The sequence below is a fragment of the Nocardioides sp. NPDC058538 genome, from assembly GCF_042719275.1.
Classification (GTDB): domain Bacteria; phylum Actinomycetota; class Actinomycetes; order Propionibacteriales; family Nocardioidaceae; genus Nocardioides.
Genome location: NZ_JBHXNY010000036.1, coordinates 17,418 through 43,884, shown reverse-complemented (window position 1 = coordinate 43,884; position 26,467 = coordinate 17,418). Strand labels below are relative to the sequence as shown.

The following is a 26,467-nucleotide window of genomic DNA, read 5'->3' as shown; positions in this document are numbered from 1 at the left end:
GACGGACAGACGCTCAGGCGTCTCCGCCCTCCTGCATGATGCCCTTCGTCGACGTCGGGTCGTCGATGCGGTAGGTGTCGAAGGCCTTCTTCACCAACGTTGCGTCGATCTCGCCGGCCTCGGCCAGGGCCTGGAGGGCCTGGACGACGACGGACTGGGCGTCGATCTGGAAGAAGCGACGCGCGGCGGGGCGGGTGTCGGCGAAGCCGAACCCGTCGGCACCGAGGACGCGGTAGTCGTCCGGCACCCAGCGGGCGATCTGCAGCGGGACGGCCCGCATGTAGTCGGAGACCGCGATGACGGGGCCGCTGGACGCCGAGAGCTTCTCGGTGACGTACGGCGTGCGCGGGGTCTCACCGGGGTGGTTGAGGCTCCACTGCTCGGCGTCGATGGCGTCGCGAGCGAGCTCGTTCCACGAGGTGACCGACCAGGTGTCGGCCTTGACGCCCCAGTCCTCCTCGAGGATTCGGGCAGCCTCCTCGACCCACGGGAACCCGACACCGGAGGCCAGCAGGCGGACCTTCGGACCCTCGCCCTCGGCGGTCGAGACCTGGTGGATGCCCTTCAGGATGCCCTCGAGGTCGACGTTCTCGGGCTCCTTGGGCTGGCTGACCGGCTCGTTGTAGACCGTCAGGTAGAAGATGACGTTCTCGCCGTGCGGGTGCTCCTCGGAGGTGCCGTACATCCGCTCGAGGCCGCTCTGCATGATGTGCGAGACCTCGTAGGCGAACGCGGGGTCGTAGTGCACGACCGCCGGGTTCGTCGCCGCCAGCAGCGGAGAGTGACCGTCGGCGTGCTGGAGACCCTCACCGGTCAGCGTGGTGCGACCGGCGGTGGCGCCGACCAGGAAGCCACGGCCCATCATGTCGGCCATCGCCCAGATCGAGTCACCGGTGCGCTGGAACCCGAACATCGAATAGAAGATGTAGAACGGGATCATCGGCTCGCCGTGGGTGGCGTACGCCGTGCCGGCAGCGGTCGCCGAGGCCATCGCCCCCGCCTCCGAGATGCCCTCGTGCAGCATCTGGCCCTGCGCGGACTCCTTGTAGGAGAGCAACAACTTCCGGTCGACCGACTCGTACTGCTGGCCGCCCGGGTTGTAGACCTTCGCGCTCGGGAACATCGCATCCATGCCGAACGTGCGGTACTCGTCGGGCGCGATCGGCACGATGCGCTTGCCGATCTCCGGGTCACGCATCCAGTCCTTGAGGAGCCGGACGGTAGCCATGGTGGAGGCGATCTTGTTCTTGCCGGAGCCCTGCTTGAGCTCGGCGTAGACCTTCTCGCCCGGCAGGGTGAGCGGCTTGAACTCGACCCGGCGCTGGGGGAGCGGGCCGCCGAGCTGCTTGCGGCGCTCCATCATGTATTCGATCTCGGCCGACTCGGGACCCGGGTTGAAGAACGGCGCCGCACCGGTCTGCTCGTAGGTCGCCTCGAGCTCCTTGTCGGAGATCGGCAGGAGCAGACGGTCGCGGAACTTCTTCAGGTCCGCCATGGTCAGCTTCTTCATCTGGTGGGTGGCGTTCTTGCCCTCCAGAGCGTCGATCGTCCAGCCCTTGATGGTGTGGGCCAGGATGACGGTCGGCTGCCCGACGGTCTTGGTGGCCGCGTCGAAGGCGGCGTAGACCTTGCGGTAGTCGTGGCCGCCGCGGGGGAGCTTGCGGATCTGCTCGTCGCTCATCTGCTCGACCATCTTGCGCAGGCGCGGGTCGGAGCCGAAGAAGTTCTCCCGGACGTAGGCACCGGTCTCGACCGAGTAGGTCTGGAACTGGCCGTCGGGGGTGGAGTTCATCTTGTTGACCAGGGTGCCGTCGACGTCCTTGGCGAGCAGTTGGTCCCACTCGCGGCCCCAGATGACCTTGATGACGTTCCAGCCGGCGCCGCGGAAGTTGGACTCCAGCTCCTGGATGACCTTGCCGTTGCCGGTCACCGGGCCGTCGAGCTGCTGCAGGTTGCAGTTGATCACCCAGACCAGGTTGTCGAGCTCCTCGCGGGCGGCGACCCGGATGGCGCCGAGCGATTCGGGCTCACCCATCTCGCCGTCGCCGAGGAAGGCCCACACGCGCTGGTCAGAGGTGTCCTTGACGCCGCGGTTCTGCAGGTAGCGGTTGAACCGCGCCTGGTAGATCGAGTTGATCCCGGTCAGGCCCATCGAGACCGTCGGGAACTCCCAGAAGTCGGGCATCAGGCGCGGGTGCGGGTAGGAGGAGATGCCCTGGCCGACGCCGTGCTGCACCTCCTGGCGGAAGCGGAAGAGCTGCTCCTCGTTGAGCCTGCCCTCGAGGAAAGCGCGCGCATAGATGCCGGGGGAGGCGTGGCCCTGGATGAAGACCTGGTCACCGCCACCGGGGTGATCCTTGCCGCGGAAGAAGTGGTTGAAGCCGACCTCGTAGAGGCTCGCGGAGGACTGGTAGGTGGCGATGTGGCCGCCCACCTCGAGGCCCTTGCGGTTGGCGGAGGAGACCATGACGGCGGCGTTCCACCGGATGAAGGCCCGGATGCGTCGCTCGATGTCCTCATCGCCCGGGAACCACGGCTCGCGGTCGGAGGGGATGGTGTTGATGTAGTCGGTGCTGCGCAGTGCGGGGACGCCGACGGACTTCTCTCGGGCTCGCTCCAGCAGACGCAGCATCATGTAGCGGGCTCGCTCGCGTCCGCTCGACTCGAGCATCGCGTCGAACGAGCCGAGCCACTCACTGGTCTCTTCGGGATCGATGTCCGGAAGCTGGGTCGGTAGACCCTCGTGGATTACGGTCGGCTGGGCGGGGGTAGGGCCCTGCGGACCACCAGTCGTCTCGGTGGATTCTTCGGTCACATCCTCAATGGTCGCACGCGGTCGAGAGCGGTCGCCCACCCGCGGTGGGTTACTGGACAGTAGGCGGTTTCTGCTGGTCAACCCCGGAAAATTCGTTCGTACGCCGAGTTGCTAATCTGCCGCCGTGACTAGCCTGGATCGTGACAATGCCGCCGCTGACGTCTTGGTGGTAGGTGAGGCGCTGGTCGACGTGGTCACGACGGCCGATGGCGTGACCCGGGACCACCCCGGCGGGAGCGGCGCCAACGTCGCGGTCGCGCTGGGCCGGCTCGGCCGTCCGGTGCGCTACGTCGCCTCCTACGCCGACGACGCCCGTGGGCAGGCGCTGGCCGCCCACCTGGCCGACTCCGGGGTCCGGATGGCGTGCGACCCGCACGTGCTGCCCCGCACCTCGACCGCGCAGGCCACCATCACGGCCGACGGGTCGGCGACGTACGTCTTCGACCTGGAGTGGAAGCTCGGCGAGATCGCGGTGGGGACGCCGCGCTTCGTCCACGTCGGCTCGCTCGCGCCGGTGCTGTCGCCGGGCGCCGAGACGGTCTTCGCGCTGCTCGACGGGCTCCCCGACTCCGTCCGGGTCCTCTACGACATCAACATGCGCCCCACGCTGACCGGAACCGGCCAGGAGGTCGTCTCGCGGATCGAGCGGGCGGCGGCGTACGCCGATGTGGTCAAGGCGAGCGACGAGGACCTGGAGACGCTCTACCCCGGGGTCGGGCTCGACAAGGCGGCCGCGCGGCTGCTCGAGCTCGGTGCCGGTGCGATCGCGGTGACCCGCGGCGGCGACGGCGCCAGCTGGATCACCGCATCCGAGCGGATCGACGTCGAGGCCGAGAAGGTGACCGTGGTGGACACCATCGGCGCCGGCGACACCTTCTCCGCGGGCCTGGTCGACGCGCTCTGGGACGACTTCGAGCGCGACCGTCGCGAGGTGCTCGCCCACGGCGTCCGGGCGGCGGCGGTCACCGTCTCGCGCGCCGGTGCCAACCCGCCGACCCGGGCCGAGCTCGACGGTTAAGCCGCGAGCCGCTCGGCGAGCGTACGTCCCAGCCAGGCCGCGGAGCGGATGGCGCTGCCGCAGTTGGCGACGAGGACGCCTGGGCTGGGCTCGTCGACCACCAGCGTCTTCTGTGCGGTGTCGACGCCCCAGAGGATGTCGTCGACGCGGGCATCGCGTAGCCAGGGGAGCGTCGTGGCGAGCCCGCTGTCGAGGATCTCCTTCCAGTGGTCGACGGGGCCGGAGGTGTCCTCGTCCTCGACGATGTCCTCCTGCCCGACGACGACGCGCAGCTGGCCGTCGATGAGCTTCACGAAGACGTAGCCGAAGCCGTCGCCGATCGGCACGATCGTGTGGGGCAGCTGCTCCCGTTCGGGGGGAACCGGGAGGTCGAGCACGAACAGCTGGCGCTTCTCGGCCTCGACGCTGGCCTGCGGAAACACCGAGGCGTTCGCTGCGCCCATCGCGCCCAGGACTCGGCGGGCGCGGATCGCGCCGCGCGAGGTCTCGACCACGTGACCGCTGCCATCAGGGCGTACGCCGGTGACGAGCGCGTCGACGAACGTCGCTCCCGCTTCCTGCGCCTGGTCGCGCAGGAGCCCGACGAGTCCGGTCGCGGAGACGTTGAGCGCGGGGATGTGCTCTCCGGTGTGCAGCAGGTGGTACGTGTTCTCGATCATCTCCAGCTCCGCGCCGGCCGCGGCCCCACGGATGAACTGCTCGGTCTGGGTCGTCATCTCGCGCTTCACCGGATCGGGCCACGTCCATCGGATGCTGCCGCCCGCATAGCGGTAGGTCGCGACATGGGCGGGGTCGTCGGCGGGGTCGTGGTCGATGAGGACCACGCGCAGGTCGGACCGGGCCAGGAAGGTGGCTGTCGCAGCGCCGATCGGGCCTGCTCCACAGATCGCCACGTCGGCCTCTGCGGGCTGAGTCATGAGTTGGTCAGCGGTCAGGTCGGCGGGGAGATCAGTCAACGAAGTCCTTCCGGGAGGTACATCAGGCCTGTGCGCGAATATTCGTCCAGAAGGCTATCGGCTGGGGTGCGCCCCGCGCTCAGCAACTGGTCCAGACAGTCGAGGTGGCCGGCCTCCGGCATGCCGGCGAGCGCTCGGTGGGCGGAGGCGAGCACGTCGCGCGCACCGGCGGCGATCTCCGGGTCGGCGAACGCGTCGGTCGCGGAGCGTTGGTGCAGGTCACGGCTGGGTTTGTCGGCATGTCCAGGCAGGTCGTCGGCGAGGCAGACGCCGAGCGTCAGCGCCGCGCCGGCGAGCAGAAGGTCGCGGGAGAGGAAGGCGTCGTAGGCCTTGAACTCGATGCGTCCCTCCTCGCGCGGGATCCGCGGCGGGTGGACCATGGTGGGCTCCGCGCCGGCGGGCGGTTCGACGAAGCAGCGCGCCGCCACGCGTCGCCAGGTGCGCTCGTAGGTGCGCTTGCTGGGGCCGCGCCACCTCCGGCCGGCGTGGAAGGGCGAGCTGAAGCTGAACGGCACCATGAAGGGGCTGTAGTAGGTCAGCCGGCGGGTCACCTCGACGACCTGCTCCGCAGAGAGCCCGGGAAAGGAGAGGTTGATGTCGGGGCCGTAGCTGAGGTTGGAGACCTCGGCGTGGTCGTACTCACGATGCTCGTCCCGCATTCTCTGCTCCCACCCGTTGAGCGGCGGGTCGAGGACGTACGCCTCGCGGATCGGGTTGAAGCCGACGATGCCCAGGTGCAGGCCGATGGGGGCGAGACGCTTGGAGATGTCGTCCTGCAGATCGATCAGCCGGTCGGCGGCCTCGGTGGTGCTCGAGCAGATCGGGGTGCGGATCTCCACCCCCTTGACCAGCATCGACGTGAAGGTGCCGTCGGCGTCGAACCGCTCGTCGCCCTCGAGGTACCAGTAGCCGCTCTTGATCCCGAGGTCACCGCGGACGAGGTCCTCGTCGGTGGTGCCGGAGTCGTCGGCAAGGGCGCGTTGGAGGGTGTCGAAGTCGAGATCCACGAAGTCATGGAAGGTGCCCATGTCGCGAAACGTGCCCGCGCCTACGTCGGGCGACTCCGTCACCAGGGCATACTCGAACTCGAACCCGGCGGAGTAGAGCACGGCGCAACTCTAGGGCAGTGCGCGGGCCGTCATCCGCATTTCTCGGAAATTAGGTTAGGCTCCCCTCATGTTTCGCGCGGTGAAGCCGGAGACAAAGCCGGAGACGAGGGTCGTGGTCACCTCGACCCGGCGTCTCAGCGCTGGGATGACCCGCGTCCATCTCCGCACCGAGGACCTCTCCGCGTTCGAGGGCAGCGTGTGCACCGATCGGTTCGTACGTCTGGAGATCCCGGTCGGCGACGGCTCGACCGTCTGCCGCACCTACACGGCGCTGGACCCCTCGGTCGCCGAGGGCACCCTGGCCATCGACTTCGTGCACCATGGCGACGAGGGCGTCGCCGGCCGGTGGGCGGCGACTGCCGGTCCCGGTGACGTGCTCACCATGCGCGGGCCGGGCGGGACGTACGCTCCGGACCCGGCCGCCGACTGGCACCTGCTCGTCGGTGACGAGTCCGGTCTGCCCGCGATCCGGGCGGCGCTGGCGGCGCTGCCGGCCGACGCGGTCGGCTATGCGGTGATCGAGGTGCCCTCCGCGTCGCATCTCCAGCAGGTCGAGGCGCCGGCCGGGGTCGAGGTGCGCTGGCTGGACGCCACCGTCGACCCGCCGCTGGATGCCGTCGTCCGTGAGCTGCCCTGCCTGCTCGGCCGGGTGCACGCCTTCGTGCACGGCGAGGCCGAGGTCACGATGCAGCGGATCCGTCCCTACCTGCTGCGCGACCGTGGGGTGCCGCGCGGCGACCTGTCGATCTCCGGCTACTGGCGCCGCGGGAACAACGAGGAGAGCTTCCGTACGTGGAAGCGCAGCCAGGCTGCCGAGCGCCAGGCCGCGTACGCCGCTCGCTGAGCTCAGGCCCTCCGCGGGACGATCTCGACAGGCCCGCCGACCCGGGCGGCGACCCAGGCGCGGTGGAAGTCGCTGCCGGGGGCGATCTCCGTGCGGCGCTCGGGTTCGCGGATCAGGTCGACGGGGCACTCGAGCTGCTGTCGTTTCGTGGGTGTCGGGCGAGGGCCGCTGTGCTCGGCGATCGCCTCGGCCAGCGCTTCGGCGACAGGCTTGCGACGGTGGTCGACGGTGAAGAGACCGAGGTCGTACTCCCGCTCGGGGAAGTCGACCAGCGATCGGTCCAGGTCGTGGGAGCACCACCAGGTGATGCCGTACAGGGCAGGGTTCTGGACGACGTGGTCGACGGTTCCGGTGACGAACTCGCGCACGCTGTCGGGTCCGATCTCCGGCAGGGGAGCGCCGATCTCCTGTAGCCAGACCGGGCGCCCGGGCTCGGCGGCGTACGCAGCGGCGAGCTCGACCAGGTAGTCGGCATGCGTGAGCGTGGCCGGACCCAGGGGCGCGTCGATCGCGCCGACGCCGTTGAAGACCCAGGAGTGCACGGTGCTGAGGTCGCCGAGGGTGGTGACGTCGGCGGGTCCGAAGGGGTGGTCGGGTGCGTAGAAGGCGTCGTCGAAGAGCGAGTGGAGGCAGAGCAGGCCAGGGGCGGCCTTGCGCGCGGTCTCGAGGAGCTCCTGGGCCCAGGAGCGGGACTCGGCGACGGTCGTCGGGTTGGACGGCCACAGGTTGTTGACCTCGTTGCCGAGGGTCAGCGCGAAGACGTTGTCCCGGGTGGCGACCGCACCGGCGAGGGCGTCGACGTAGGTGCGCAGACCCTCGCGCACCTCGGGGTGGCTGAAGAGCGAGCGCTGGTGGTGGGTGAGCACCCACGAGGGCAGGAAGTCGAAGCTGGACAGATGGCCCTGGATCAGGTCGACGCAGACGTCGAGCCCGCGGGCGGCGGCCAGGTCGACGGTGGTGAGCACGTCGTCGACCGCCGAGGACCGGATCAGCGAGCGGTTGGGCTGGATCCACGGCCAGACCGGGAAGATGCGTACGTGGTCGAGGCCGAGACCCGCGAGGTCGTCGAAGTCGCGCGCGATCTGGTCGGCGTCGAAGTCGAGCCAGGAGTAGAACCAGCCGGATGAGGGCACGTGGTTGGCGCCGAAGCGCAACGGGGCAGTCGTCGAGGGTGTAGGAATCGCTGGCACCCGCGCAATATATGGACCTCGACGCTGCGGCGCGAGGTTGAAGACGACCGTGAAGTGAGAATTCTAGTGAGCGAGGACGAGCACTGATGCACGACGACGTACACCTCACCGAAGGCCGGGTGAGCCGGGTCCTCAAGGAGCGCCTGTGGCCGGCGGTCCACACCATCGCGGCGCCGGTGAGCGTTGAGTGGCACGAGCTGCCGGGCGAGCCGATCCCTCCCACGGAGGGGTTGGCCCTTACGTACGAGAAGGTCGAGGTCGGCACCGACTGGGGCCCGGCCTGGGGGACGACCTGGTTCCGGATCACCGGAACGGTGCCCGCGGAGTGGGCCGGTAGGCGCGTGGAGCTGGTCTGCGACCTCGGCTTCGACGTCAACAAGCCCGGATTCCAGTGCGAGGGGCTGGTCTACACCCCCGAAGGCGAGCCGATCAAGAGCCTCAACCCGCGCAACCAGTGGGTGCTGGTGGCTTCAGCGGCGGCCGGTGGTGAAGAGATCGAGCTCTTCCTGGAGGCCGCGGCCAACCCGGTGCTGCTCGACTACCACCCCTTCCTGCCCACCCAGGAAGGCGACATCCGGACCTCCTCGCCCAAGAAGCTCTACACGACCCGTCGGATCGAGCTGGCCGTCTTCGAGGAGGACGTCTTCGAGCTCTGCCTCGACCTGGAGACGCTCCACGAGCTGCAGGTCGAGCTGCCCGAGGGGCCGCGCAAGTCCCGCATCCTGCAGGCCATCGACGACGCCCTCGACCGGGTCGACCTGCAGCAGATCGCGGAGTCGGCGGCTTCGGCCCGCTCGGCTCTCACCGGGGTCCTCGAGCCGACCGCGCACGACTCCGCCCACCAGATCGCCGCGATCGGCCATGCCCACATCGACTCCGCCTGGCTGTGGCCGGTGCGCGAGACGATCCGCAAGGTCGCCCGCACCACCTCCTCGATGACCGAGCTGCTCGGCGAGGACCCCGACTTCCGCTACGGGATGTCGTCGGCCCAGCAGTACGCGTGGATCAAGGAGCACCGCCCCGAGGTCTACGCGCGCGTGAAGGCCGCCGTCGCCGAGGGTCGCTTCATCCCGCTGGGCGGGATGTGGGTCGAGTCCGACACCACGATGCCGTCGGGGGAGTCGCTGGTGCGGCAGTTCCTCTACGGCCAGCGGTTCTTCGAGACCGAGTTCGGGATCCGCTGCCGTGGCGTCTGGTTGCCGGACTCCTTCGGGTATTCGCCGGCCCTGCCGCAGCTGATGAAGCGGGCGGGGTTCGAGTGGTTCTTCACCCAGAAGATCTCCTGGAACCAGGTCAACAAGTTCCCCCACCACACCTTCGAGTGGGAGGGCATCGACGGATCCCGCATCCTGAGCCACTTCCCGCCGATGGACACCTACAACTCCCGGCTCTCCGGCCAGGAGGTCGCCAAGGCGTCGCGCCAGTTCCGTGAGAACCGGCTCGCCACCGGGTCGATCGCCCCGGTCGGCTGGGGCGACGGCGGTGGCGGAACCACCCGCGAGATGGCCGGCAAGGCCCGCAGGCTCCGTGACCTGGAGGGCTCCGCCCAGGTGTCCTGGCGCCACCCCGACGACTTCTTCTCCGAGGCTCGTGCGGAGCTCGCCGAGCCGCCGGTGTGGGTCGGCGAGCTCTACCTCGAGCTCCACCGCGCCACCCTCACCTCCCAGCACCTCACCAAGCAGGGCAACCGGCGCTGCGAGCACCTGCTCGTCGAGGCCGAGCTGTGGTCGGCCACCGCTTCCGTTCGTGGTCTTCTCGACTACCCCTACGACGAGCTGGACGCGCTGTGGCAGCAGATCCTGCTGCAGCAGTTCCACGACATCCTGCCGGGCACCTCGATCGCCTGGGTCCACCGCGAGGCTGCTTCCCAGTATGCCCGGGTCGCGGAGGCGGCCACGGCCCTGATCAAGCGTTCCCTCACCGCCCTTGCAGGGGAAGGCACGGTCGCGCTGCGTGCCGACGGGCGCTCGGGTGCGGTCACGGCGGCCGAGCCCGTGGCGGCGGTCTCCGTGATCGAGCAGGACGGGGCGTACGTCTTGGACAACGGCATCGTCCAGGTCACCGTCTCTGCCGAGGGGCTGATCACCTCGGCGATCGATCTTGCGACCGGGCGCGACGCGATCCCGGCCGGGGCCGAGGCCAACCTGCTCCAGCTCCACCAGGACTTCCCGAACATGTGGGACGCCTGGGACGTGGACCGGTTCTATCGCAACCGGGTCACCGACCTGCGCGAGGTCACCTCGATCTCGGTCACGCCCGACGGGCTGGTCATCGAGCGCCCCATCTCCGCCGACTCCTCGACCATGCAGGTGCTCTCGCTCGCTCCCGGCTCGCGGGTGCTCGACATCTCGCAGAGCACCGAGTGGCACGAGACCGAGAAGTTCCTCAAGGTCGCCTTCCCGCTCGACGTCAAGGCCGAACAGACGCTCGCCGAGACCCAGTTCGGCTACCACCGCCGCCCGACGCACACCAACACCTCCTGGGAGGCGGCGAAGTTCGAGACCTCGATGCACCGCTGGGTGCTGGCTTCCGAACCTGGGTTCGGGGTGGCGCTGGTCAACGACTCGACGTACGGCTTCGACGTCACCCGGCCTACCGCGATGACGACGGAGGTACGGCTCTCGCTCCTGCGCGCGCCGCGCTTCCCCGACCCGGAGACCGACCAGGGCGTGCAGACCCACCGCTACGGCCTGGTCATCGGGGCTTCCGTCGCGGACGCCACGGAGGCGGGTGCCGCGCTCAACACGCCTGCCCGTCCTGTGTCGGGAGCCCGTGCGGTCGATCCACTGGTGACCGTCTCCGGCGCGGGTCTGGTGATCTCGAGCGTGAAGCTCGCCGCCGACCGCTCCGGCGACCTGGTCGTGCGTGTCTATGAGTCGACCGGCGCGCGTACGCAGGGGGAGCTGCGTGTCGCCGAGAGCTTCGGGCGGGTCGAGGAGATCTCGCTCGTGGAGGACCCCATCGCGGAGGTGAGCGCTGACGGCGGTGTCGTCGCGCTCGGGCTCGGTGCCTTCGAGGTCCGCACCCTGAGGTTCCACCGCGACTGAAGGAGACCAGCACCATGTCAGTTCCCCACATCTCACGCAGGCACATGCTGCTCGGCGTGGGCGCCGCCGGAGACGGCAACGTCTTCGACATCGGCCTGCGGCTGAGACGTTCGCCGACCAGGTCGCCTCGGTGGTGACCCGCTCTGGACCGGACGGGATCGACTTCGACGACGAGTGGGCCGACTACGGCGCCAACGGCACCGGTCAGCCCGACGACTTCTCCTTCGTCTACCTGCTCGACTACGCCTGGAATCCCTACTACGGGACCTGGGGTGTGCCTGACGTTCCTGGGCTCGGGAAGCAGCGCTGGCGCCTGCGGCGATCAACATCCAGGGCACCTCGTCTTCGACTGCTGCCAGTCTTGCCTCTCCGACGGTCTCTCAGGGGTACGGGGTGTTCAACACGCACAACCTCGGGTCTGCTGACGCGAGTGGGTATCTCTCGTCCGTCACCAAGGCGCTGTATGGGAAGGGGACGGTCTATACCGGCTGAGTCTCGGCTTGGGCTTTCTCGGAGGGACAGTGTTTCGTCGCTGCCGCATGCTTGGCCGCCGACCCTTTCGGGAGGGTCTTCGAGGTGGCGGCCGGCGTCAAGGCGATGTATCGAGCTTGTCGAGATGACGGGCCTTCGGCCCGCCGGCCACCTTCGGCGGTCCTGGACTCCGGCCACCACCTCGAAAAAGATGGCTGGCTATCGGGTCGGCGGCCTAGCCCTGTCGGGCTTCGGTTCGGGTCGGGTGCCGGCGTTGCCGAGCTCGGGCCCGGCACCTCGCGTCAGTTGGCGTGTCCCCGCCAACCCGCCCCCGAAACTGGCGTCAGTATGCCATCTGATCAGGGAAAATGCGTCGGATTCTGTCGGTGGTCACTGGTAAAATACGGGTCATGGAAGCACTCCTCGACCCCGACGACACCACCAGCGGTCTGCTGGCCGTGGTGCGTACGTCTCGGGCGGTTGCGGAGCAGGCTGACCGGGATGTGTTGATCGCTGCCGCCAGGTTCGCGGCACTGCATTCGGTCGACGACGTGGAGGAAGCAGCACGGCTCGATGGCGACGTGTTCGGGGACCGGATGCTGCCCCTGGCCGGGCCCGGGGCGCCGCTGGTCTCGGAGGCCGCGGCGGTGGAGTTCGCGGCTGCTCTGGGTCGGTCGACCCAGGCGGGCAAGAGGTTCCTCGGGGACGCGGTCGAGCTGCGCTACCGCCTCAAGCACGTCTGGGCACGGATCCTGGACGGGTCGCTGCTGACCTGGCGGGCGCGGCGGATCGCGGACCTCACCCGCCACCTCGATCCCGAGGTCGTCGCCTGGGTCGACCAGCAGATCGGGCCCTACGCCCACCAGATGGGACCCATCCAGCTCGAACGGGCGATCACCCAGGCCGCGGCACTGTTCGAGCCTGATGTCGCTGCCGATATCGCGGAATCGGATGCAGCCGAGCACCGCTCGGTCACCATTACGACCAACGAGACGACCCCGTTTGTCGGCACGGGCGCTGAACAAGGCCAAGCCGTCCTGGCGCTGGGCTATGTCGACGGGGTCCTCGACGCCGCCGACGCCCTCGACCTCGAACAAGCCGTCGCGACGATCGCGCACGGCCTCCTCGACCACGACGACTACGCCGACGCGAGCCTCGACCTACGACGGGCCGCGGCGCTCGGGGTGCTGGCACGGGCCTACAACTCCGGCTCCCTTGACGGAGTCCCCGGCGTCGCTCGGGTGATCGAGCTGGTCATCCACACCGAGACCCGCGAACTGGCTGGTACCGGGCTGGTGCGCCTCGCCAACACCCGTGGCCTGGTCAGCATCGAACGTCTCGAACAGTGGGCCACCACCCCCGGAACCGTCATCAAACCGACCATCGTGGTCGACCTGGCCGAAGATATCGAGACCGCCGGGTACATCCCGACCGCCCGGCAACGGCGTCAGGCCGTCCTGATCCACCAGAAGTGCAGCTTCCCGTACTGCCAGGCCCGCGCCGAACACTGCGATCTCGACCATCGAGCCGCCTACGCCGACGGCGGCCCGACCAGCAGTCAGAACCTCACTCCGCTGTGCCGTCAGCACCACCGGATGAAGACCCACCACGGCTGGCGCTATCACCGGATCCGAGCAGGCACCTACCGATGGCGCAGCCACCACGGCTACGAATACCTCGTCAGACCAGCCGGCACCGTCGACGTCAGCAGCGACATCGACCCACCACTCAGGCTCGCCGCCTGATCTGGTCGAGCGCACGGATCGCGGGATACGTGTTGATGTGGGGGAAGTCGGCCCGGTAATACTCCGACCAGTAGCTCGTCGCGCGCGCTCGTGTGAGCGCCATGAAAGCCGGGTTGGACTCAGCGAAGTGCTGGAGCCCGCGAGCCACGTTCGGATAGGTCATCGCGCCGTCAGCAAGAAGCTCCTCGATGTCCATGCAGATCTCGACGACGTACTCGCCGAGCAGCTGTACGACGAAGGGCGCGCACCAGTCCATATCCCCACTCAGTGCGAGGCCGAGGGCGCGCTGGCTTGGATCAGGCCGGGGGACGAGAACTCTGCTGGTGGAACCAGGTCGACGGCGCGATGAGCGGCCGAAAGCGCAGCCGAGGGGAAGGCACGGAGCAACTGGGATCGCAGTTGTGCCCCTCGATCTGGTTCCGCCCGGTCGATCACACGGACATTCTCTACCCGGTCGGGACCGCGGCGACCTGGCGCCTGGGAGTATCGTTCGCCCACGAATCGCGGCGGCCGGTCGTGAGGGAGAAGAGGCGGCTTAGATGGGTGTCACGAGCGAGAGCGGGCGGATCGTCGCGGGTGGCCGGAAGGGCACCTACGTACGTCTGGCCGAAGGGCCGCAGGAGCGCCACGTCTCGCGCACCGATCTGGCGCGGAAGCCCGAGGATCTGGGTGACCCGGTGCTGACCGTCGCGCACCTGTCCGACATGCACATCTGCGACCACCAGTCGCCGGCGCGGGTCGAGGTCCTGGACCGGCTCATGGACCCCGACACCACGACCCGTGAGCTGATCGACGAGATCGGGACGTACCGGGCCCAGGAGCTGCTGACCGCGCAGGTCGGCGCGGCGATGGTCGAGGCGGTCAACGAGATCACCGAGGGTCCCGTCGGCGGTGGCCCGCTGGACCTCGCGATCGCGACCGGCGACAACACCGACAACGGGCAGTACAACGAGCTCGATTGGTATCTGACCCTGCTCGACGGCGGCCGGCTGACCCCCGACTCCGGCGACATGCTGCACTACGAGGGCGTCGCAGCCCTGCCGGACAAGCGTTTTTGGCACCCCCAGGGCGAGACGTACGACATGCGTCGGGGAGACCACGGCTTCCCCCTCGTCCCCGGGCTGCTCAAGGCCGTGCGCAAGGCGATCGACTCACCCGGGCTGGAGGTGCCCTGGCTGGCGGTCAACGGCAACCATGACGGGCTGCTGCAGGGCACCGTGCCGGGCAGCTCCGCCATCGGCGAGATCGCGGTCGGCGACCTGAAGGCGATCGCCATGCCCGAGCACTGGACCGACGAGGCCAAGGCGAAGCTCATCGCCGGGCTGATCTCCGGTGACCCGGTGGCGCTCGGGATGCTGGCCGAGCTCGAGCCGTACGAGGTGACCCCCGACCGGCGCCGCCGGCAGACGACGCTGCAGGAGTTCGTCGACTCCCACGTGCACGACGAGGCGAAGCCGCCGGGCCACGGCTTCAAGGCAGGCGGCAAGCCCTACTACCGCTACGACGCCAACGACGAGGTCACCTTCGTCGTCCTCGACACGGTCAACCCGGCCGGCGGCTTCCAGGGATCGATCGACGCCGAGCAGCTGGAGTGGCTCGATGCCGTGCTCGCCTCCACGGACTACGACGAGCGGCTCGCGGTGATCGCCAGTCACCACGACGTGGCCTCGCTGGTCAGCGACATGAGCGGCGCCGGCGGTTCCCGCCGGGTGCTCAGCGACGAGGTCGAGCAGACCGTCTCACGTCATGAGAGCGCTGTGCTCTGGCTCAACGGGCACACGCATCGTACGTCGGTGAAGCCTCGCGGCTCGTGGTGGGAGGTCACCGCTCCGTCCCTGATCGACTGGCCGCAGCAGGGCCGGATCGTCGAGTTGATCTCCGACGGGGACGTGCTCACCATCGCGACCACGATGCTCGACCACGCCGGTCCCGCGCGCTGGAGCGGGTCGATCGAGGAGGTGGGCCACCTCGCCTCGCTGTCTCGTGAGCTGTCCGCCAACGACTGGCAGGGACCGAAGGTGCGCCTCGCCGAGCACCCGTCGGCAGGGACGGCGCAGGATCGCAACGTACTGCTCCATCTGCTCGATCCGAGGGCCTGAAAGGCCTCCGACACGCCGTTATCTAGCGTATGACAGGCGGGTGGGGTTGCGTGGACCAGCGTTCTCCGCTGGACTACCACCAACCAAGTTCATGCAAGCGGCGTGGACATCAAGCTTTTGGAGGAACGACACGTGAGCTCGACCGCAGCCACAGGGCCTGCGGACCGGCTGGGCCTCAAGTCCGGCATGGTCATCCAGGAACTGGGCTGGGACAACGATACGGATGACGAGCTGCGGGTCGCCATCGAAGATTCCGTCGACGCGGACCTGGTCGACGGCGATTACGGCAACGTGGTCGACGCTGTGCTGCTGTGGTGGCGCGACGACGACGACGGTGACCTCGTCGACAGTCTCGTCGACGCGCTGACCGATCTCGTCGGAGGCGGCGTGATCTGGTTGCTGACGCCGAAGGTGGGCCGCCCTGGTGCGGTCGACCCGGCCGACATCGCCGAGGCCGCACCGATCGCCGGACTGTCCCAGACCACCACCGCATCTGTGAGCAAGGACTGGGCCGCGACGCGTCTGCTGGCGCCGAAGACTCCGGTCTGATGCCGGCGAGTCTTGGGACCGCTGGACACCCACAGGAGACCTAGCGTGAGCCTGGCTACACTCCCAACGGTGTTCTCGACTACGGCTGCCAAGGCGCGCACCGCCGGATCCGCGGCGAAGATCCTGGCCGGTTCCGGCATCGTCCGGCCGGTCAACCCCCTCGGGCTCGCCCGGACCGGCCTGGCGCTGGCGCGCTGGGGCACCGGGCCGGCCGGCGGTTTCATCGGCCTCGCCCACCGCTACCCGCGACGCACCGCGCTCATCGACGAGCTCGGCTCGTTGACGTACGCCGAGCTCGACCGTCGCTCCAACGCGATCGCCCGGGCCTTGGCGGCCCGGGGGGTCGGTGAGGGCGACGGGGTCGCGATCATGTGCCGCAACCACCGCGGGTTCGTCGACGCGACCTTGGCGGTCGCGAAGCTGGGCGCCGACGCGCTCTACCTCAACACCGCCTTCGCCGGTCCGCAGCTCGTCGGGGTGCTGGAACGGGACAAGCCCGCACTGATCATCCACGACGAGGAGTTCACCGGGCTGCTGTCCTCGGCGACCTCGGCCGATCGCCTGGTCGCGTGGGTCGACTCCGCGGACCCTGGCGCGACTCTCGAGTCGCTGGTCCACGGCGACGCGCGTCCGGTGCAGCCGCCGAAGCGGCACGGGCGGATCGTGATCCTCACCTCCGGCACGACGGGAGCGCCCAAGTCGGCGCCGCGTCAGGAGGCCGGGGTCGACGCGGCGATCGCGCTGATGTCGCGGATGCCGATGAAGGATGGCTGGCGCTGCTTCATCGCCGCGCCGCTCTTCCACACCTGGGGGATCGCCCACCTGCTCTTCGCCGAGCTGCTCGGCACCACCATGATCCTGCGCCGCCGGTTCGACCCGGAGGACGCGCTGGCGACGCTGGAGGAGACCCGAGCCGACTCGTTCGTGGTCATCCCGGTCATGATGCAGCGGATCCTGTCGCTGCCGGAGGAGACGCTGGCTGCGTACGACCTGGAGGGCATCGCTTCCCGGCTGAAGGCCGTCGCGTCCTCCGGCTCGGCGCTGCCTGGCGATCTCGCGCTGGAGTGGATGGACCGGTTCGGCGACAGCCTCTACAACATCTACGGCTCGACCGAGGTCTCCTATGCCTCGATCGCCGACCCCGTCGACCTGCGGGAGGCGCCGACCTCGGCCGGCAAGATTCCGTGGGGCACACAGATGAAGATCCTCGACGGTGACGGCGTCCCGGTACCCGATGGTGAGGCCGGCCGGATCTTCGTCGGCAACGGGCTCCTCTTCGAGGGCTACACCAGCGGAGGCGGCAAGGAGGTCGTCGACGGTCTGATGGCGACCGGCGACGTCGGGCGGTTCGGGCCCGACGGCCGGCTCTACGTCGAGGGCCGTGACGACGACATGATCGTCTCCGGCGGCGAGAACGTCTTCCCGCAGGAGGTCGAGGACTGCCTCATGCGCCACCCGCTCGTCGCCGACGCTGCCTGTGTCGGGGTCGAGGACGCCGACTTCGGCAAGCGGCTGCGCGGGTTCGTGGTGCTGGTTCCTGGCGCCGAGGGTGACGTCGATGCGGCGTTGAAGGACTGGGTCAAGGAGAATCTGGCTCGCTTCAAGGTGCCACGCGAGATCGTCGTGACCGAGGCTCTGCCGCGCAACGCGACCGGCAAGGTGCTCCGGCGCGAGCTGGCCACCTGGGACAACGAGGCGGCAGAGTCGAACGGCGAGAGGGCGGCAGGGCAGTGAGTGGACTCGAGATCGGTGGTCCGGCTCCGGACTTTACGCTCCGCGACCAGTTCGGCGCCGACGTCACTCTCTCCGACTTCCACGGCAAGAAGGCCGTCGCGATCTTCTTCTTCCCGTTCGCCTTCTCCGGCGTGTGCACCGGCGAGATGAGCGGCCTGCGCGACCGGCTCGACGAGTTCGTCACCTTCGACACCGAGGTCCTGGCGATCTCGTGCGACCCGGTGTACGCCATGCGGCAGTTCGCCGACACCGACCGGCTCAACTTCTCGGTGCTCTCCGACTTCTGGCCGCACGGCGAGGTCACCCAGGCCTATGACGTCTTCAACGACCGCACCGGCGCCCCGCGACGCTCCTCCTACATCATCGACAAGTCGGGTGTCGTGCGGTGGGCCGTGCACAACGACAATGCCGACGGCCGCGACCTCGACGAGCATCTCCGGCAGCTCCACGCGGCGGCGTAGGAAGTAGTTTACGGGTCATCAAAGGTCCGTTAACAGGCTGGTTACATGGCTTTTCCTATGCCCTGGGTGGGATCTATTCTTTAGGTGTTGAGCCGCTGATGACCCGAGACGTCAGCGGCTCAACTTCCATTTACGGCCCGGTTCGTCGGGCCCGCCCCTGATCGCGTACTCTTGGGGCGCTTCGGACGCATAGCTCAGTTGGTAGAGCGCCTCCCTTACAAGGAGGATGTCGGGGGTTCGAGTCCCTCTGCGTCCACCATGTCTCACCTCGGATCCGGATCCTGGTTTTGGGATCGGGGTAGGAGCGTGCGGGCGGCGGCGTAGGCGATCAGGGTGATCGCGATGACCATGGTCGCGGTGCCGGTCCAGCCGGCCGCGAAGGCGAGACCGCCGAGCCAACCGAAGAGGCTGGAGCCGGCGTAGTAGAACAGCGTGTAGAGCGAGGTGGCCTGGGCGATCCCGGTGGTCGCCATCGGGCCCACCCAGCCTGACGCGATCGAGTGTGCCGAGAAGTAGGCAGTGGTGAACAGCAGCAGTCCGATCAGGACCGAGGGCAGCCGGTCGGGGATCGTCATCGCGGCGCCGGCGACCATGGTCAGGGACGAGGCCTGGAGTACGCGCCTGCGGCTGAAGCGTCCGGCGAGCGTGGCTGCGAGCCGGGCCGAGACGGCACCGGAGAGGCCGGCCAGGAAGATCACCGCCGTCAGTGCCGGCGGGAGGTCGAACGGCTCCAGCTCGAGCCGGTAGCCGAGGTAGTTGAAGACCGCCACCTGCGCGCCCATCAGGAAGAAGGCCTGTGCGTAGAGCGCGAGCTGCCCGGGGTTGGTGAGGTTGGCGACCATCCCCGGCCACACGCCGGCTGGTCCAGGCCGTGATGTCGCGGGGCTGAGTCGGTCGCGGCGCTCGCACGGCAGGGTGGTGACCGCGACGGCGGCGCCGAGCGCGCTGACGCATCCGGCCACGAGCGCCGCCGCACGCCAGTCGCTCACGTCGGCGATCGGCGCGGCGATCAGCCGCCCGACCAGGCCGCCGACGACCGTGCCGGAGATGTACGTCGCGCCGGCGGCCATGGCGTCGCGTCGGCTGACCTGCTCGGCGAGGTAGGCGAGGGCGAGCGCGGGGGTGCCGCCCAGGGCGATGCCCTGGACGACGCGGAGGAGAATGAGGACGGGGAACGACGTCACGAGCGGGAGGGCCAGCCCGATGGCCGCCGCGGCGACGATCGCGATCGTCATCGCCCTCGCGCGGCCGATCCGATCGGCGATCCAAGACCAGCCGAGCGCGGCGACGGCGAGTCCGATCGTCGCCCCGGAGACGGTCAGGGCGGCCCGCGAGGCATCGACGGCGAAGTCACGGCTGAGCGCCGGGATCAGTGCCTGGGGGTAGTAGAGCTGCACGAATGTCGTCATCCCGATCGCGACGAGAGCGATCAGTACCCGTCGACGCCCCGGGACGGTCGTTGCCTGCTCGTTCACCCCATCACGCTAAGGAGCAGAGAACCATGCGTCCAATGCATGGATGGTGCATAAAGAATGCTGATTCGCATACGATGGTGGTGTGGATGCCGCCGCACGAAACGTCCTGCCGATGCTCCCGGCCCTCGCCGCCCTGGCCGAGACGGGACAGACGCTCGCCGCCGCCGAGCTGCTGCAGATGCCGCAGCCCACGGTGAGCCGCATGCTCGCTCGCCTCGGTCGGGAGCTCGGCGTGGACGTGGTCGAGCGGCACGGACGAGGTCTGCGGCTCACCAGGGCGGGGGAGGCGCTGGCCCCGCACGCCGCCGCCGCGGTGGCGGCGGCCACCGCTGGCATCGAGGCGGTGCAGGCCCAGGAGTCAGGTGCCCGCGGACGGATCGCCCTCGCGTTCCAGAGCACCCTCGGCGAGCGGGTCGTGCCGGCGCTGGTCAAGGCGTTCCTCCAGGAGCATCCGGGCACGTCCGTCGACCTGATCCAGACCTCGCGTCCGCGGTGCCTGGAGGCGGTCACCGACGGCACCGCCGAGGTCGCGCTGATCTCACCGCTCGAGGAGGGCTCCGGCATGCGCCAGTGGCGGCTGCACACCGAGCCCCTGGTCCTGGTCGTACCGCCTGGCCACCGCCTGGCGACACGCGCCCGGGTGAGCTTCGAGGAGGCCGGCGCGGAGACGTTCATCTGCATGAAGCGCGGCTACGGGATGCGTACGCTGCTCGAGGGCCTCGCTCAGGCCAGCGGCGTCACGCCCACGATCGGCTTCGAGGGCGACGACCTCGCCACGCTCCGAGGGCTGGTCTCCGCCGGTCTCGGGGTGAGCCTGGCACCCCGCGACCCGCACGGAGCTGTCGGCTGCGTCGAGGTGCCGTTGACCGACCCCGAGGCCGTACGTCACATCGGTGCCTGCTGGCTCGACCGCAGGCCCTCGACGCTCGCGGCTGCCTTCCAGGACCTGCTCCGGCGCCGCGGTCGGCGACTGACCGAGATCGGCCTGCGTCCCCTGGCCGGGTGATCCTTCCGCTTCCTCGGTGAAATCGGTGCGGCACAGGATGGCGCAGTGCCATCATGAGGCGCATGGCAGGTCGGAACATCGCCGGACGACAGGACGCCTCGCCACGGGGCTACTTCGACGGGACCATCGAGGTCCTCCACCACGACGTTGCCCTTCCTGAGGCATCGGTCAGCCATTCCGGCGGTCCCGACCGGGTCCACACCGACGAGCCCGGGAGCGAGACCGAGTTCGACCCCGTACGACGCGTCGGGTTCACCGCGCCGCTCCCTACCCGTGAGCCGCTTGTCTGGGAGGGCGACCAGGCCTGAGCCCCTCCGTTGCTGCTCAGGAGTAGGTCGAGGCGGTCTCGACGAGCACGTCGTGCAGGGCCAGGTCGGCGGCGCTGCGGACCCGGCCCGCGCGGTGGGCGACGAGGACGCGTCGTGGAGGAGCGGTGTCGCCGAGGGAGATCACGCGTACGTCGGGATGCTGGTTGACGGTGGCCGTTCTCGGTGCGAGCGCGATGCCCAGTCCGACGCTGACCATGGCCTGGGCTTCCTGATAGTCGTTGGCCTGGAAGGCGATGGTCGGGTTGAAGCCCGCGGCGACGGCGCTCCGCTGCAGGACCTCGACGACCGGGTGGCCGCCCGCGCGGATGATCCAGGGCTCCTCGGCGAGATCGGCCATCCGCACCGTACGCCGCCTGGCCAGGCGGTGGGTGGCGCCGACGAGGAGCACGGTGGGGTCGGTGAAGAGCTCGGTCAGCACCAGCTCGTCGTTGACGACCCGCTCCCAGGCGTAGTCCCACAGCAGGGACATGGCGACCTTGCCCTCCTCCAGCATGCGCACGAGATCGTCCTCGCGACCGCTGTGGATGGTCAGCGCGATGTTGGGGTAGAGCTCGCGGTAGCGGCGGACGGCCAGAGGCAGGAACGAGCTGCCGATGGTGGGAAATGTCCCCAGGGTGACGCTGCCGCGCCGCACGCCGGCGATGTCGGCGAGGTCCGACTCGGCAGCGGCCAGCTGGCGCAGGACCTTGCGGGCGTGGGTGGCGAGGACGAGGCCGGCGTCCGTCGGGGTCATGCCCCGGGCATGGCGGTCGAGGAGCGGCTGCCCGGCTTCGCGTTCGAGCCTGAGCAGCTGCTGCGAGATCGCTGAAGGCGTATAGCCCAGCGCCGCGGCCGCGCTGGTCACTGACCCTTCCTCCACGATCGCCAACAGGATCTGCAGCCGTTTGATGTCGAGCACGATCCCAGTCTGCATGAAGGTCTTCTACATGGCCATGTAGGGGCGTGCAGTGCTGCTTCAGCCGCGCCGACGCCGGGCGGGGTGCAGAGGCGTCCCGGAGGCGCCTGTTGAGCATGCAGTTCTGCTACACGATCATGTTCGAACTCGTGATTGTGCTACAAGTCACGCGGCTCCAGTCTGTGTGGGTCCGGAACGCCCGGACGACTCGGCCCAGGAGGCAATATGCGCGAGATCGCCGCGACATGGATGCGGGGTGGCACCAGCAAGTGCTGGGTCTTCCGTCGCGACGACCTGCACGTCCCGGATCTGTCCGTCGACGAGGTGCTGCTGCGGATCTACGGCAGCCCCGACCACCGTCAGATCGACGGGGTGGGCGGTGGCACGTCCACCACGAGCAAGGCGGTCATCCTGGCGCCCTCGGCGACCTCCGGGGTGGACGTGGAGTACACGTTCGCCCAGGTCGGAATCGAGGAGGCCAAGGTCGACTGGGGGAGCAACTGCGGCAACTGCTCCGCGGTGGTCGCTTCGTTCGCGATCCGCGAAGGATGGGTGCGGACCGGCACACCGGAGACGGCTGTCCGGGTCCTCAACACCAACACCGACCAGCTCATCGTGCAGCGCGTGCCGACCCCCGGAGGCGTACTCGACGAGGACCCGTCCGAGGCCATCCCCGGCGTTCCCTTCCTCGGCGCTCCGGTGCGGATGGGCTTCGTCGACCCGGCGGGCCGGAGCACCGGACGGCTCTTCCCGACGGGTCATCAGCGCGACGTCCTGTCCGAGGCCGTGGGCGGGGTGACCGTCACGCTCATCGACGCGGGCGCTCCGGTCGTCGCGGCCAACGCCGCCGACTTCGGTGTGCGCGGCGGCGAGGACATCGCTGAGCTCGACACGGTGCCCGGGCTCCTCGCCCGCCTCGATGCCGTACGCCGGGAGGCAGGTGTCCTGATGGGGCTCGCCCCGACTCAGGAGAGCGTCGCCCGGGCCGTTCCGAAACTCGCGCTCGTCTCGGCACCCGATCCGGCCGGCGAGGAGGGGAGCGATCTGACCGTTCGCATGCTGTCGATGGGTCGCTTCCATCCGGCGGTGCCGGTGACCGGCTCGGTCGCGCTGACGCTGGCCGCGGACGCTCCCGGAACGGTGGTCCACGACCTCGTTCCGGCCGGGCGTCCCGCCACCGGCCTCCGGCTCGGAACGCCGGCGGGCAGGGTCAGCACCTTCGCCGAGGAGCACCACGGCGTCCCCGTCGTCGGTGTCGTACGCACCTACCGCCGCCTCGCCCACGGATCGGTCGTTCTGCCGGATCCCCCGCTGCTGCCGTCCGCATCGGCTTGACCATCTGACCCCTTGACACGGGATGCCCGTGTGAGGCTCGCTACACCTGGAGGAACCCATGACCCAGCACGTCGAAGAAGAGGACGTGACCACGACCGCAGACGAGGATGCCGGCCCGCCGCAGGAGCCGCCGGAGCGGCCTGCGCCGACCCCACGACTCGCCGGCGCCGTCCTCGCCGGCTTCACCGCGTTGGCGGTGGGCGTCTCCCTCCTCGGCGGGGACTTCCTGAATCCGGCCGCCTCCACGGCCGACGGCGACTACTCGGGTGAGACCGTCGAGATGATGATCCCGCTGGCCGAGGGTGGTGGCACGGACACTTGGGCGCGGTTCGTCGGAGCCGAGCTGACCGAGGCGGTGCCCGGTTCCCCGGGCCTGGCTCCGGTCAACGACGACGGTGGCGAGGGAATCCTCGGCACCAACCACTTCATGACCTCGGCGAAGACCGACGGCACCGAGGTGCTGGTCAGCACCGCCTCGACGGTGGTGCCTTACCTCCTTGACATGCCGGCGGTGCGCTACGACTTCAACAAGCTGCGGCCCGTTCTGGCCAACGGCACCGGCGCGGTGGTCTATGCCCGGACCGGCGCCGGGGTGGACGGCATCGAGGACCTCGTCGACCGGGACAAGCCGCTCATCTTCGGGGGCATCGCGGCCACCAGCCTCGACCTCACGACGATGCTGGCCTTCGACCTGCTCTCCGCCGACATCGACTCGACCTTCGGCTTCGAGGGCCGCGGGCCGGTCAACCTCGCGCTCCAGCGCGGCGAGGTCGACATCGACTACCAGACGACATCGTCGTACGAGCCGGCGGTCGAGCCGCTGGTCGAGGACGGCACCGCGGTGCCGCTCTTCTCGCTCGGGCAGGTGAACGAGGACGGTGAGATCGTGCGCGATCCCAACTTCCCCGACCTGCCGACCGTCGTCGAGGCGTACGAGAAGCTCCATGGCAAGCAGCCGGACCCCGAGGCGATGGAGACCTACCGCGCCATCTTGGCGCTGACCTACACCTACCAGAAGGCGCTCTGGGTGCCCGAGGGCACACCGGACGAGGCGGTCGAGCTGCTGCGCTCGACGGCTGACGAGATGGGTGCCGATCCCGCGTTCCAGAAGTCCGCCGCCGAGGTGCTCGGTGGCTATCCGCTCGATGCCTCACCCGACCTCGCCGACCGGATCGGTGAGGCGTACCAGGTGGACGAGAGCGTCCGCCAAGACGTCCTCGAGCTGCTCGAGACCGACTACGACATCACGATCGACTGAGGGCAGAGACATGACTGACGCAGCCTTCTCGGCCCTGGCCTCCCTGGCCGATCCCTCGCTTCTCATGATGCTTGCCGTCGGCGTGGTGGCCGGTCTGGTCATCGGCCTGATCCCGGGCCTCGGTGGCACCGGCGCGGTGGCGATCCTCCTCCCGATCACGTTCGGCATGGAGCCCGAGCCCGCACTCGCGATGCTCATCGGAGCACTGGCCGTGGTGCACACCTCGGACACGGTCGCCGCCGTACTTCTCGGCGCACCCGGCTCCGCCTCGGCCAGCGTGACGATGCTTGACGGCTACTCGATGGCACGACAAGGACAGGCCAAACGGGCGCTGTCGCTCGCCTTCCTCTCCTCGATGGCCGGCGGCCTGATCGGAGCGGTCGGGCTCACCCTCGCCATCCCGCTGGCCCGGCCCCTGGTGCTGTCCTTCGGCAGTCCGGAGCTCTTCATGCTGACCATCCTCGGGGTCTCGCTCGCGGCCGTGCTCTCGCGCGGCAACGTCGTCAAGGGCCTGACGGCCGGCCTGCTCGGGCTCCTGCTCGGTCTCGTCGGCACCTCGCCCACGACCGCCGAGGAGCGGTTCTCCTTCGGGTCACTGTTCCTCAGCGACGGCATCTCCCTGGTCGCGGTCGCGCTGGGCGTGTTCGGGCTCGCCGAGATCGCCAGCCGGGTGGGGCAGCGACGAGTCACCGAGAAGCCGGTGGAGCTCACCGGCGGCTGGGGATCCGGCATCCGCGAGTGGCTGACCCACTGGACACACGTCATCCGGGGCGCTCTGATCGGCATCTGGGCCGGCGTGCTGCCCGGCGTCGGTGCCACCGCCGGCACCTGGCTCGCCTACGGGCAGGCCGTCGCCACCGCGAAGGACAAGCGGAAGTTCGGCAAGGGTGACCCGCGAGGGATCGTGGGTCCGGAGAGCGCCAACAACTCCGTCGAGGCCGGCGACCTGATCCCGACCTTCCTCTTCGGCATCCCCGGTGGCGTGCCGTCGGCGATGCTGCTCGGGATGCTGCTGACGTACGGTATCCAGCCGGGGCCGGCGATCGTCACCGACCATCTCGACCTGATGTACCTGATCGTATGGGCCTTCGCCATCGCCTCGGTCGCCGGAGCGTTCCTCTGCTTCCTGGCCACCGGCTCGCTCGCCAAGCTCACCAAGGTGCCCTTCGCGGTGCTCGGGCCAGGTCTTCTCGTGGTGATGCTCCTGGGCGCGTTCCAGGAGGGTGGCCAGATCGGCGACCTGTGGGTGATGGTCGCGCTCGGCGTGGTCGGCTTCTTCCTCAAGGCCACCGGGATGCCGCGGGCTCCGTTCCTGATCGGCTTCGTCCTGGCCATCCCGATGGAGCGCTACTACTACCTGACCGCGAGCCTGTACGACGGTGCCTCCTGGGTCGCGCGACCCGGCGTGCTCGTCTTCGCCGCGCTGCTGATCGTGCCGTTGGCTTGGTCCCTGATCAAGAGGTTCCGGCGAGCCTCGGGGGCTGCCGACGACGGCCACCGGGACGAGCACGAGAGCGACGACAAGGACGGCGACGAGCTCGAGGGCTCGCTGGCCCGTACTCCCTGGTCCCTCGCCGTTGCCGTCGTCGCGGTGCTCGTCTTCGTCGGCGCGCTGTGGGTGAGCGGGTCGTTCTCCGCAGAGGCCGCGCTGATGCCGCGACTCGTAGCCGTCGGCGGTCTGGCCGCGGCGCTCATCCTGACCTGGCAGGAGCTGCGCGCGAGGCGGCAGGCCACCCGGCGCGACACGCTCGATGACAGCCTCGAGCCGACGGGTGGGTCCGGTGGGTCCGGTGGGTCCGGTGCCACGACGGTCGCCACCCGTGTGGACCATGCGCTCGACGCCCGAGCCCTGGCCCGGCGTCACGACCTGGTGATCGCCATGCGCACCTTTGTCGCGATGGCCGCGTTCCTGGTTCTCGTCATGCTCGGCGGCTACCTCGCGGCGACCCTGGTGTTCACCCCGGTGTTCCTCCTGTACGCAGCCCGCACCCGGCCACGCACGGCGATCATCTACACCCTCGTCCTGGGTGCAGTGCTGCTGGCTCTGCCGTCGCTGCTTCCGGTCGACCTGCCGATGGGACTGCTGCAGTGACCGCGCCGACCTCTTGCCCGTCCACGCACCGCCGAAAGG

General features: G+C 69.2%; 21 protein-coding genes and 1 tRNA gene. 15 read left to right on the top strand and 7 right to left on the bottom strand.

Features of this window, described 5'->3' with window-relative positions; genetic code table 11:
• Positions 1 to 13: 13 nt before the first annotated feature.
• Positions 14 to 2,815 (bottom strand): pyruvate dehydrogenase (acetyl-transferring), homodimeric type, encoded by a 2,802-nt coding sequence (aceE, locus tag ACFWQC_RS23745; protein WP_378683778.1) that lies wholly within the window; start codon positions 2,813 to 2,815, stop codon positions 14 to 16.
• Positions 2,816 to 2,939: 124 nt separating this feature from the next.
• On the opposite strand from aceE, the gene ACFWQC_RS23740 reads away from it, so the two are divergent.
• The gene (locus ACFWQC_RS23740; RefSeq protein ID WP_378683776.1) at positions 2,940 to 3,833 is read left to right on the top strand and encodes a carbohydrate kinase; all 894 of its coding nucleotides are present in this window, start codon (positions 2,940 to 2,942) and stop codon (positions 3,831 to 3,833) included.
• Here the strand turns inward: ACFWQC_RS23740 and ACFWQC_RS23735 are convergent.
• Positions 3,830 to 4,789 (bottom strand): NAD(P)/FAD-dependent oxidoreductase, encoded by a 960-nt coding sequence (locus ACFWQC_RS23735; protein ID WP_378683773.1) that lies wholly within the window; start codon positions 4,787 to 4,789, stop codon positions 3,830 to 3,832. The two genes, ACFWQC_RS23740 and ACFWQC_RS23735, sit on opposite strands and share 4 nt — an antisense overlap.
• On the bottom strand, positions 4,786 to 5,898 hold the full coding sequence (locus ACFWQC_RS23730; RefSeq protein ID WP_378683770.1) for a glutamate-cysteine ligase family protein: 1,113 nt from the start codon (positions 5,896 to 5,898) through the stop codon (positions 4,786 to 4,788). Before ACFWQC_RS23730 ends, ACFWQC_RS23735 begins: the two co-directional genes overlap by 4 nt.
• A gap of 79 nt (positions 5,899 to 5,977) precedes the next feature.
• Between ACFWQC_RS23730 and ACFWQC_RS23725 the strand changes: the two genes are divergently transcribed.
• Positions 5,978 to 6,742 carry a siderophore-interacting protein gene (locus ACFWQC_RS23725; RefSeq protein ID WP_378683767.1) on the top strand — a complete coding sequence of 255 codons (765 nt, stop codon included), beginning with the start codon at positions 5,978 to 5,980 and terminating at the stop codon, positions 6,740 to 6,742.
• A gap of 2 nt (positions 6,743 to 6,744) precedes the next feature.
• On the opposite strand, the gene ACFWQC_RS23720 is transcribed toward ACFWQC_RS23725, so the two are convergent.
• Positions 6,745 to 7,932 carry a glycosyl hydrolase gene (locus ACFWQC_RS23720; RefSeq protein WP_378683764.1) on the bottom strand — a complete coding sequence of 396 codons (1,188 nt, stop codon included), beginning with the start codon at positions 7,930 to 7,932 and terminating at the stop codon, positions 6,745 to 6,747.
• 86 nt (positions 7,933 to 8,018) lie between these two features.
• Between ACFWQC_RS23720 and ACFWQC_RS23715 the strand changes: the two genes are divergently transcribed.
• The 3 genes from ACFWQC_RS23715 (at position 8,019) to ACFWQC_RS23705 (ending at position 13,195) form a co-directional block, all read left to right on the top strand.
• Positions 8,019 to 10,979 carry an alpha-mannosidase gene (locus ACFWQC_RS23715; RefSeq protein ID WP_378683761.1) on the top strand — a complete coding sequence of 987 codons (2,961 nt, stop codon included), beginning with the start codon at positions 8,019 to 8,021 and terminating at the stop codon, positions 10,977 to 10,979.
• A gap of 14 nt (positions 10,980 to 10,993) precedes the next feature.
• A complete protein-coding gene (locus tag ACFWQC_RS23710) occupies positions 10,994 to 11,116 on the top strand; it encodes a hypothetical protein (protein ID WP_378683758.1) in 123 nt (40 codons plus the stop codon).
• A gap of 744 nt (positions 11,117 to 11,860) precedes the next feature.
• A complete protein-coding gene (locus tag ACFWQC_RS23705; protein WP_378683756.1) occupies positions 11,861 to 13,195 on the top strand; it encodes a hypothetical protein in 1,335 nt (444 codons plus the stop codon).
• Here ACFWQC_RS23705 and ACFWQC_RS23700 read toward each other — a convergent pair.
• Entirely contained in the window at positions 13,179 to 13,451 is a 273-nt protein-coding gene (locus ACFWQC_RS23700; RefSeq protein ID WP_378683753.1) for a hypothetical protein, read from the bottom strand. The genes ACFWQC_RS23705 and ACFWQC_RS23700 overlap by 17 nt on opposite strands.
• 283 nt (positions 13,452 to 13,734) lie before the next feature.
• On the opposite strand from ACFWQC_RS23700, the gene ACFWQC_RS23695 reads away from it, so the two are divergent.
• From ACFWQC_RS23695 to ACFWQC_RS23675, 5 genes are all read left to right on the top strand, one after another.
• Positions 13,735 to 15,294, top strand: a complete 1,560-nt coding sequence (locus ACFWQC_RS23695; RefSeq protein WP_378683750.1) for a TIGR03767 family metallophosphoesterase — start codon at positions 13,735 to 13,737, stop codon at positions 15,292 to 15,294.
• Between the two features lie 132 nt (positions 15,295 to 15,426).
• The gene (locus tag ACFWQC_RS23690) at positions 15,427 to 15,843 is read left to right on the top strand and encodes a DUF3052 domain-containing protein (protein WP_357340428.1); all 417 of its coding nucleotides are present in this window, start codon (positions 15,427 to 15,429) and stop codon (positions 15,841 to 15,843) included.
• A gap of 69 nt (positions 15,844 to 15,912) precedes the next feature.
• Positions 15,913 to 17,577 carry an AMP-binding protein gene (locus ACFWQC_RS23685; protein WP_378683747.1) on the top strand — a complete coding sequence of 555 codons (1,665 nt, stop codon included), beginning with the start codon at positions 15,913 to 15,915 and terminating at the stop codon, positions 17,575 to 17,577.
• Positions 17,574 to 18,038 carry a peroxiredoxin gene (locus tag ACFWQC_RS23680; protein WP_378683744.1) on the top strand — a complete coding sequence of 155 codons (465 nt, stop codon included), beginning with the start codon at positions 17,574 to 17,576 and terminating at the stop codon, positions 18,036 to 18,038. The genes ACFWQC_RS23685 and ACFWQC_RS23680 overlap by 4 nt, the downstream gene beginning before the upstream one ends.
• Before the next feature lie 183 nt (positions 18,039 to 18,221).
• A tRNA-Val gene (locus tag ACFWQC_RS23675) sits at positions 18,222 to 18,297 on the top strand.
• Positions 18,298 to 18,301: 4 nt separating this feature from the next.
• On the opposite strand, the gene ACFWQC_RS23670 is transcribed toward ACFWQC_RS23675, so the two are convergent.
• The gene (locus ACFWQC_RS23670; protein WP_378683741.1) at positions 18,302 to 19,513 is read right to left on the bottom strand and encodes an MFS transporter; all 1,212 of its coding nucleotides are present in this window, start codon (positions 19,511 to 19,513) and stop codon (positions 18,302 to 18,304) included.
• An 82-nt stretch (positions 19,514 to 19,595) separates the two neighbouring features.
• Here ACFWQC_RS23670 and ACFWQC_RS23665 point away from each other — a divergent pair, with 82 nt between their 5' ends.
• A complete protein-coding gene (locus tag ACFWQC_RS23665) occupies positions 19,596 to 20,519 on the top strand; it encodes a LysR family transcriptional regulator (RefSeq protein WP_378683738.1) in 924 nt (307 codons plus the stop codon).
• A gap of 62 nt (positions 20,520 to 20,581) precedes the next feature.
• Complete coding sequence (locus ACFWQC_RS23660) at positions 20,582 to 20,827, top strand: hypothetical protein (RefSeq protein WP_378683735.1); 246 nt, start codon at positions 20,582 to 20,584, stop codon at positions 20,825 to 20,827.
• A 16-nt stretch (positions 20,828 to 20,843) separates the two neighbouring features.
• Here the strand turns inward: ACFWQC_RS23660 and ACFWQC_RS23655 are convergent, their stop codons facing one another.
• The gene (locus ACFWQC_RS23655; RefSeq protein ID WP_378683732.1) at positions 20,844 to 21,761 is read right to left on the bottom strand and encodes a LysR family transcriptional regulator; all 918 of its coding nucleotides are present in this window, start codon (positions 21,759 to 21,761) and stop codon (positions 20,844 to 20,846) included.
• 207 nt (positions 21,762 to 21,968) lie between these two features.
• Here ACFWQC_RS23655 and ACFWQC_RS23650 point away from each other — a divergent pair, with 207 nt between their 5' ends.
• From ACFWQC_RS23650 to ACFWQC_RS23640, 3 genes are read left to right on the top strand one after another with little or no spacing between them, the layout of a single operon-like run.
• Complete coding sequence (locus ACFWQC_RS23650) at positions 21,969 to 23,078, top strand: PrpF domain-containing protein (protein ID WP_378683729.1); 1,110 nt, start codon at positions 21,969 to 21,971, stop codon at positions 23,076 to 23,078.
• A gap of 58 nt (positions 23,079 to 23,136) precedes the next feature.
• A complete protein-coding gene (locus ACFWQC_RS23645; protein ID WP_378683726.1) occupies positions 23,137 to 24,336 on the top strand; it encodes a Bug family tripartite tricarboxylate transporter substrate binding protein in 1,200 nt (399 codons plus the stop codon).
• A gap of 10 nt (positions 24,337 to 24,346) precedes the next feature.
• Positions 24,347 to 26,428 carry a tripartite tricarboxylate transporter permease gene (locus ACFWQC_RS23640; RefSeq protein ID WP_378683723.1) on the top strand — a complete coding sequence of 694 codons (2,082 nt, stop codon included), beginning with the start codon at positions 24,347 to 24,349 and terminating at the stop codon, positions 26,426 to 26,428.
• Positions 26,429 to 26,467: the final 39 nt, after the last annotated feature.

Excerpts from the sequence above, each read along its gene's own strand:
- ACFWQC_RS23715 (WP_378683761.1), top strand. The coding sequence starts at position 8,019 with ATGCACGACGACGTACACCTCACCGAAGGCCGGGTGAGCCGGGTCCTC.
- ACFWQC_RS23710 (WP_378683758.1), top strand. The coding sequence starts at position 10,994 with ATGTCAGTTCCCCACATCTCACGCAGGCACATGCTGCTCGGCGTGGGC.
- ACFWQC_RS23705 (WP_378683756.1), top strand. The coding sequence starts at position 11,861 with ATGGAAGCACTCCTCGACCCCGACGACACCACCAGCGGTCTGCTGGCC.
- ACFWQC_RS23700 (WP_378683753.1), bottom strand. The coding sequence starts at position 13,451 with ATGGACTGGTGCGCGCCCTTCGTCGTACAGCTGCTCGGCGAGTACGTC.
- ACFWQC_RS23695 (WP_378683750.1), top strand. The coding sequence starts at position 13,735 with ATGGGTGTCACGAGCGAGAGCGGGCGGATCGTCGCGGGTGGCCGGAAG.
- ACFWQC_RS23660 (WP_378683735.1), top strand. The coding sequence starts at position 20,582 with ATGGCAGGTCGGAACATCGCCGGACGACAGGACGCCTCGCCACGGGGC.
- ACFWQC_RS23655 (WP_378683732.1), bottom strand. The coding sequence starts at position 21,761 with ATGCAGACTGGGATCGTGCTCGACATCAAACGGCTGCAGATCCTGTTG.
- ACFWQC_RS23650 (WP_378683729.1), top strand. The coding sequence starts at position 21,969 with ATGCGCGAGATCGCCGCGACATGGATGCGGGGTGGCACCAGCAAGTGC.
- ACFWQC_RS23645 (WP_378683726.1), top strand. The coding sequence starts at position 23,137 with ATGACCCAGCACGTCGAAGAAGAGGACGTGACCACGACCGCAGACGAG.
- ACFWQC_RS23640 (WP_378683723.1), top strand. The coding sequence starts at position 24,347 with ATGACTGACGCAGCCTTCTCGGCCCTGGCCTCCCTGGCCGATCCCTCG.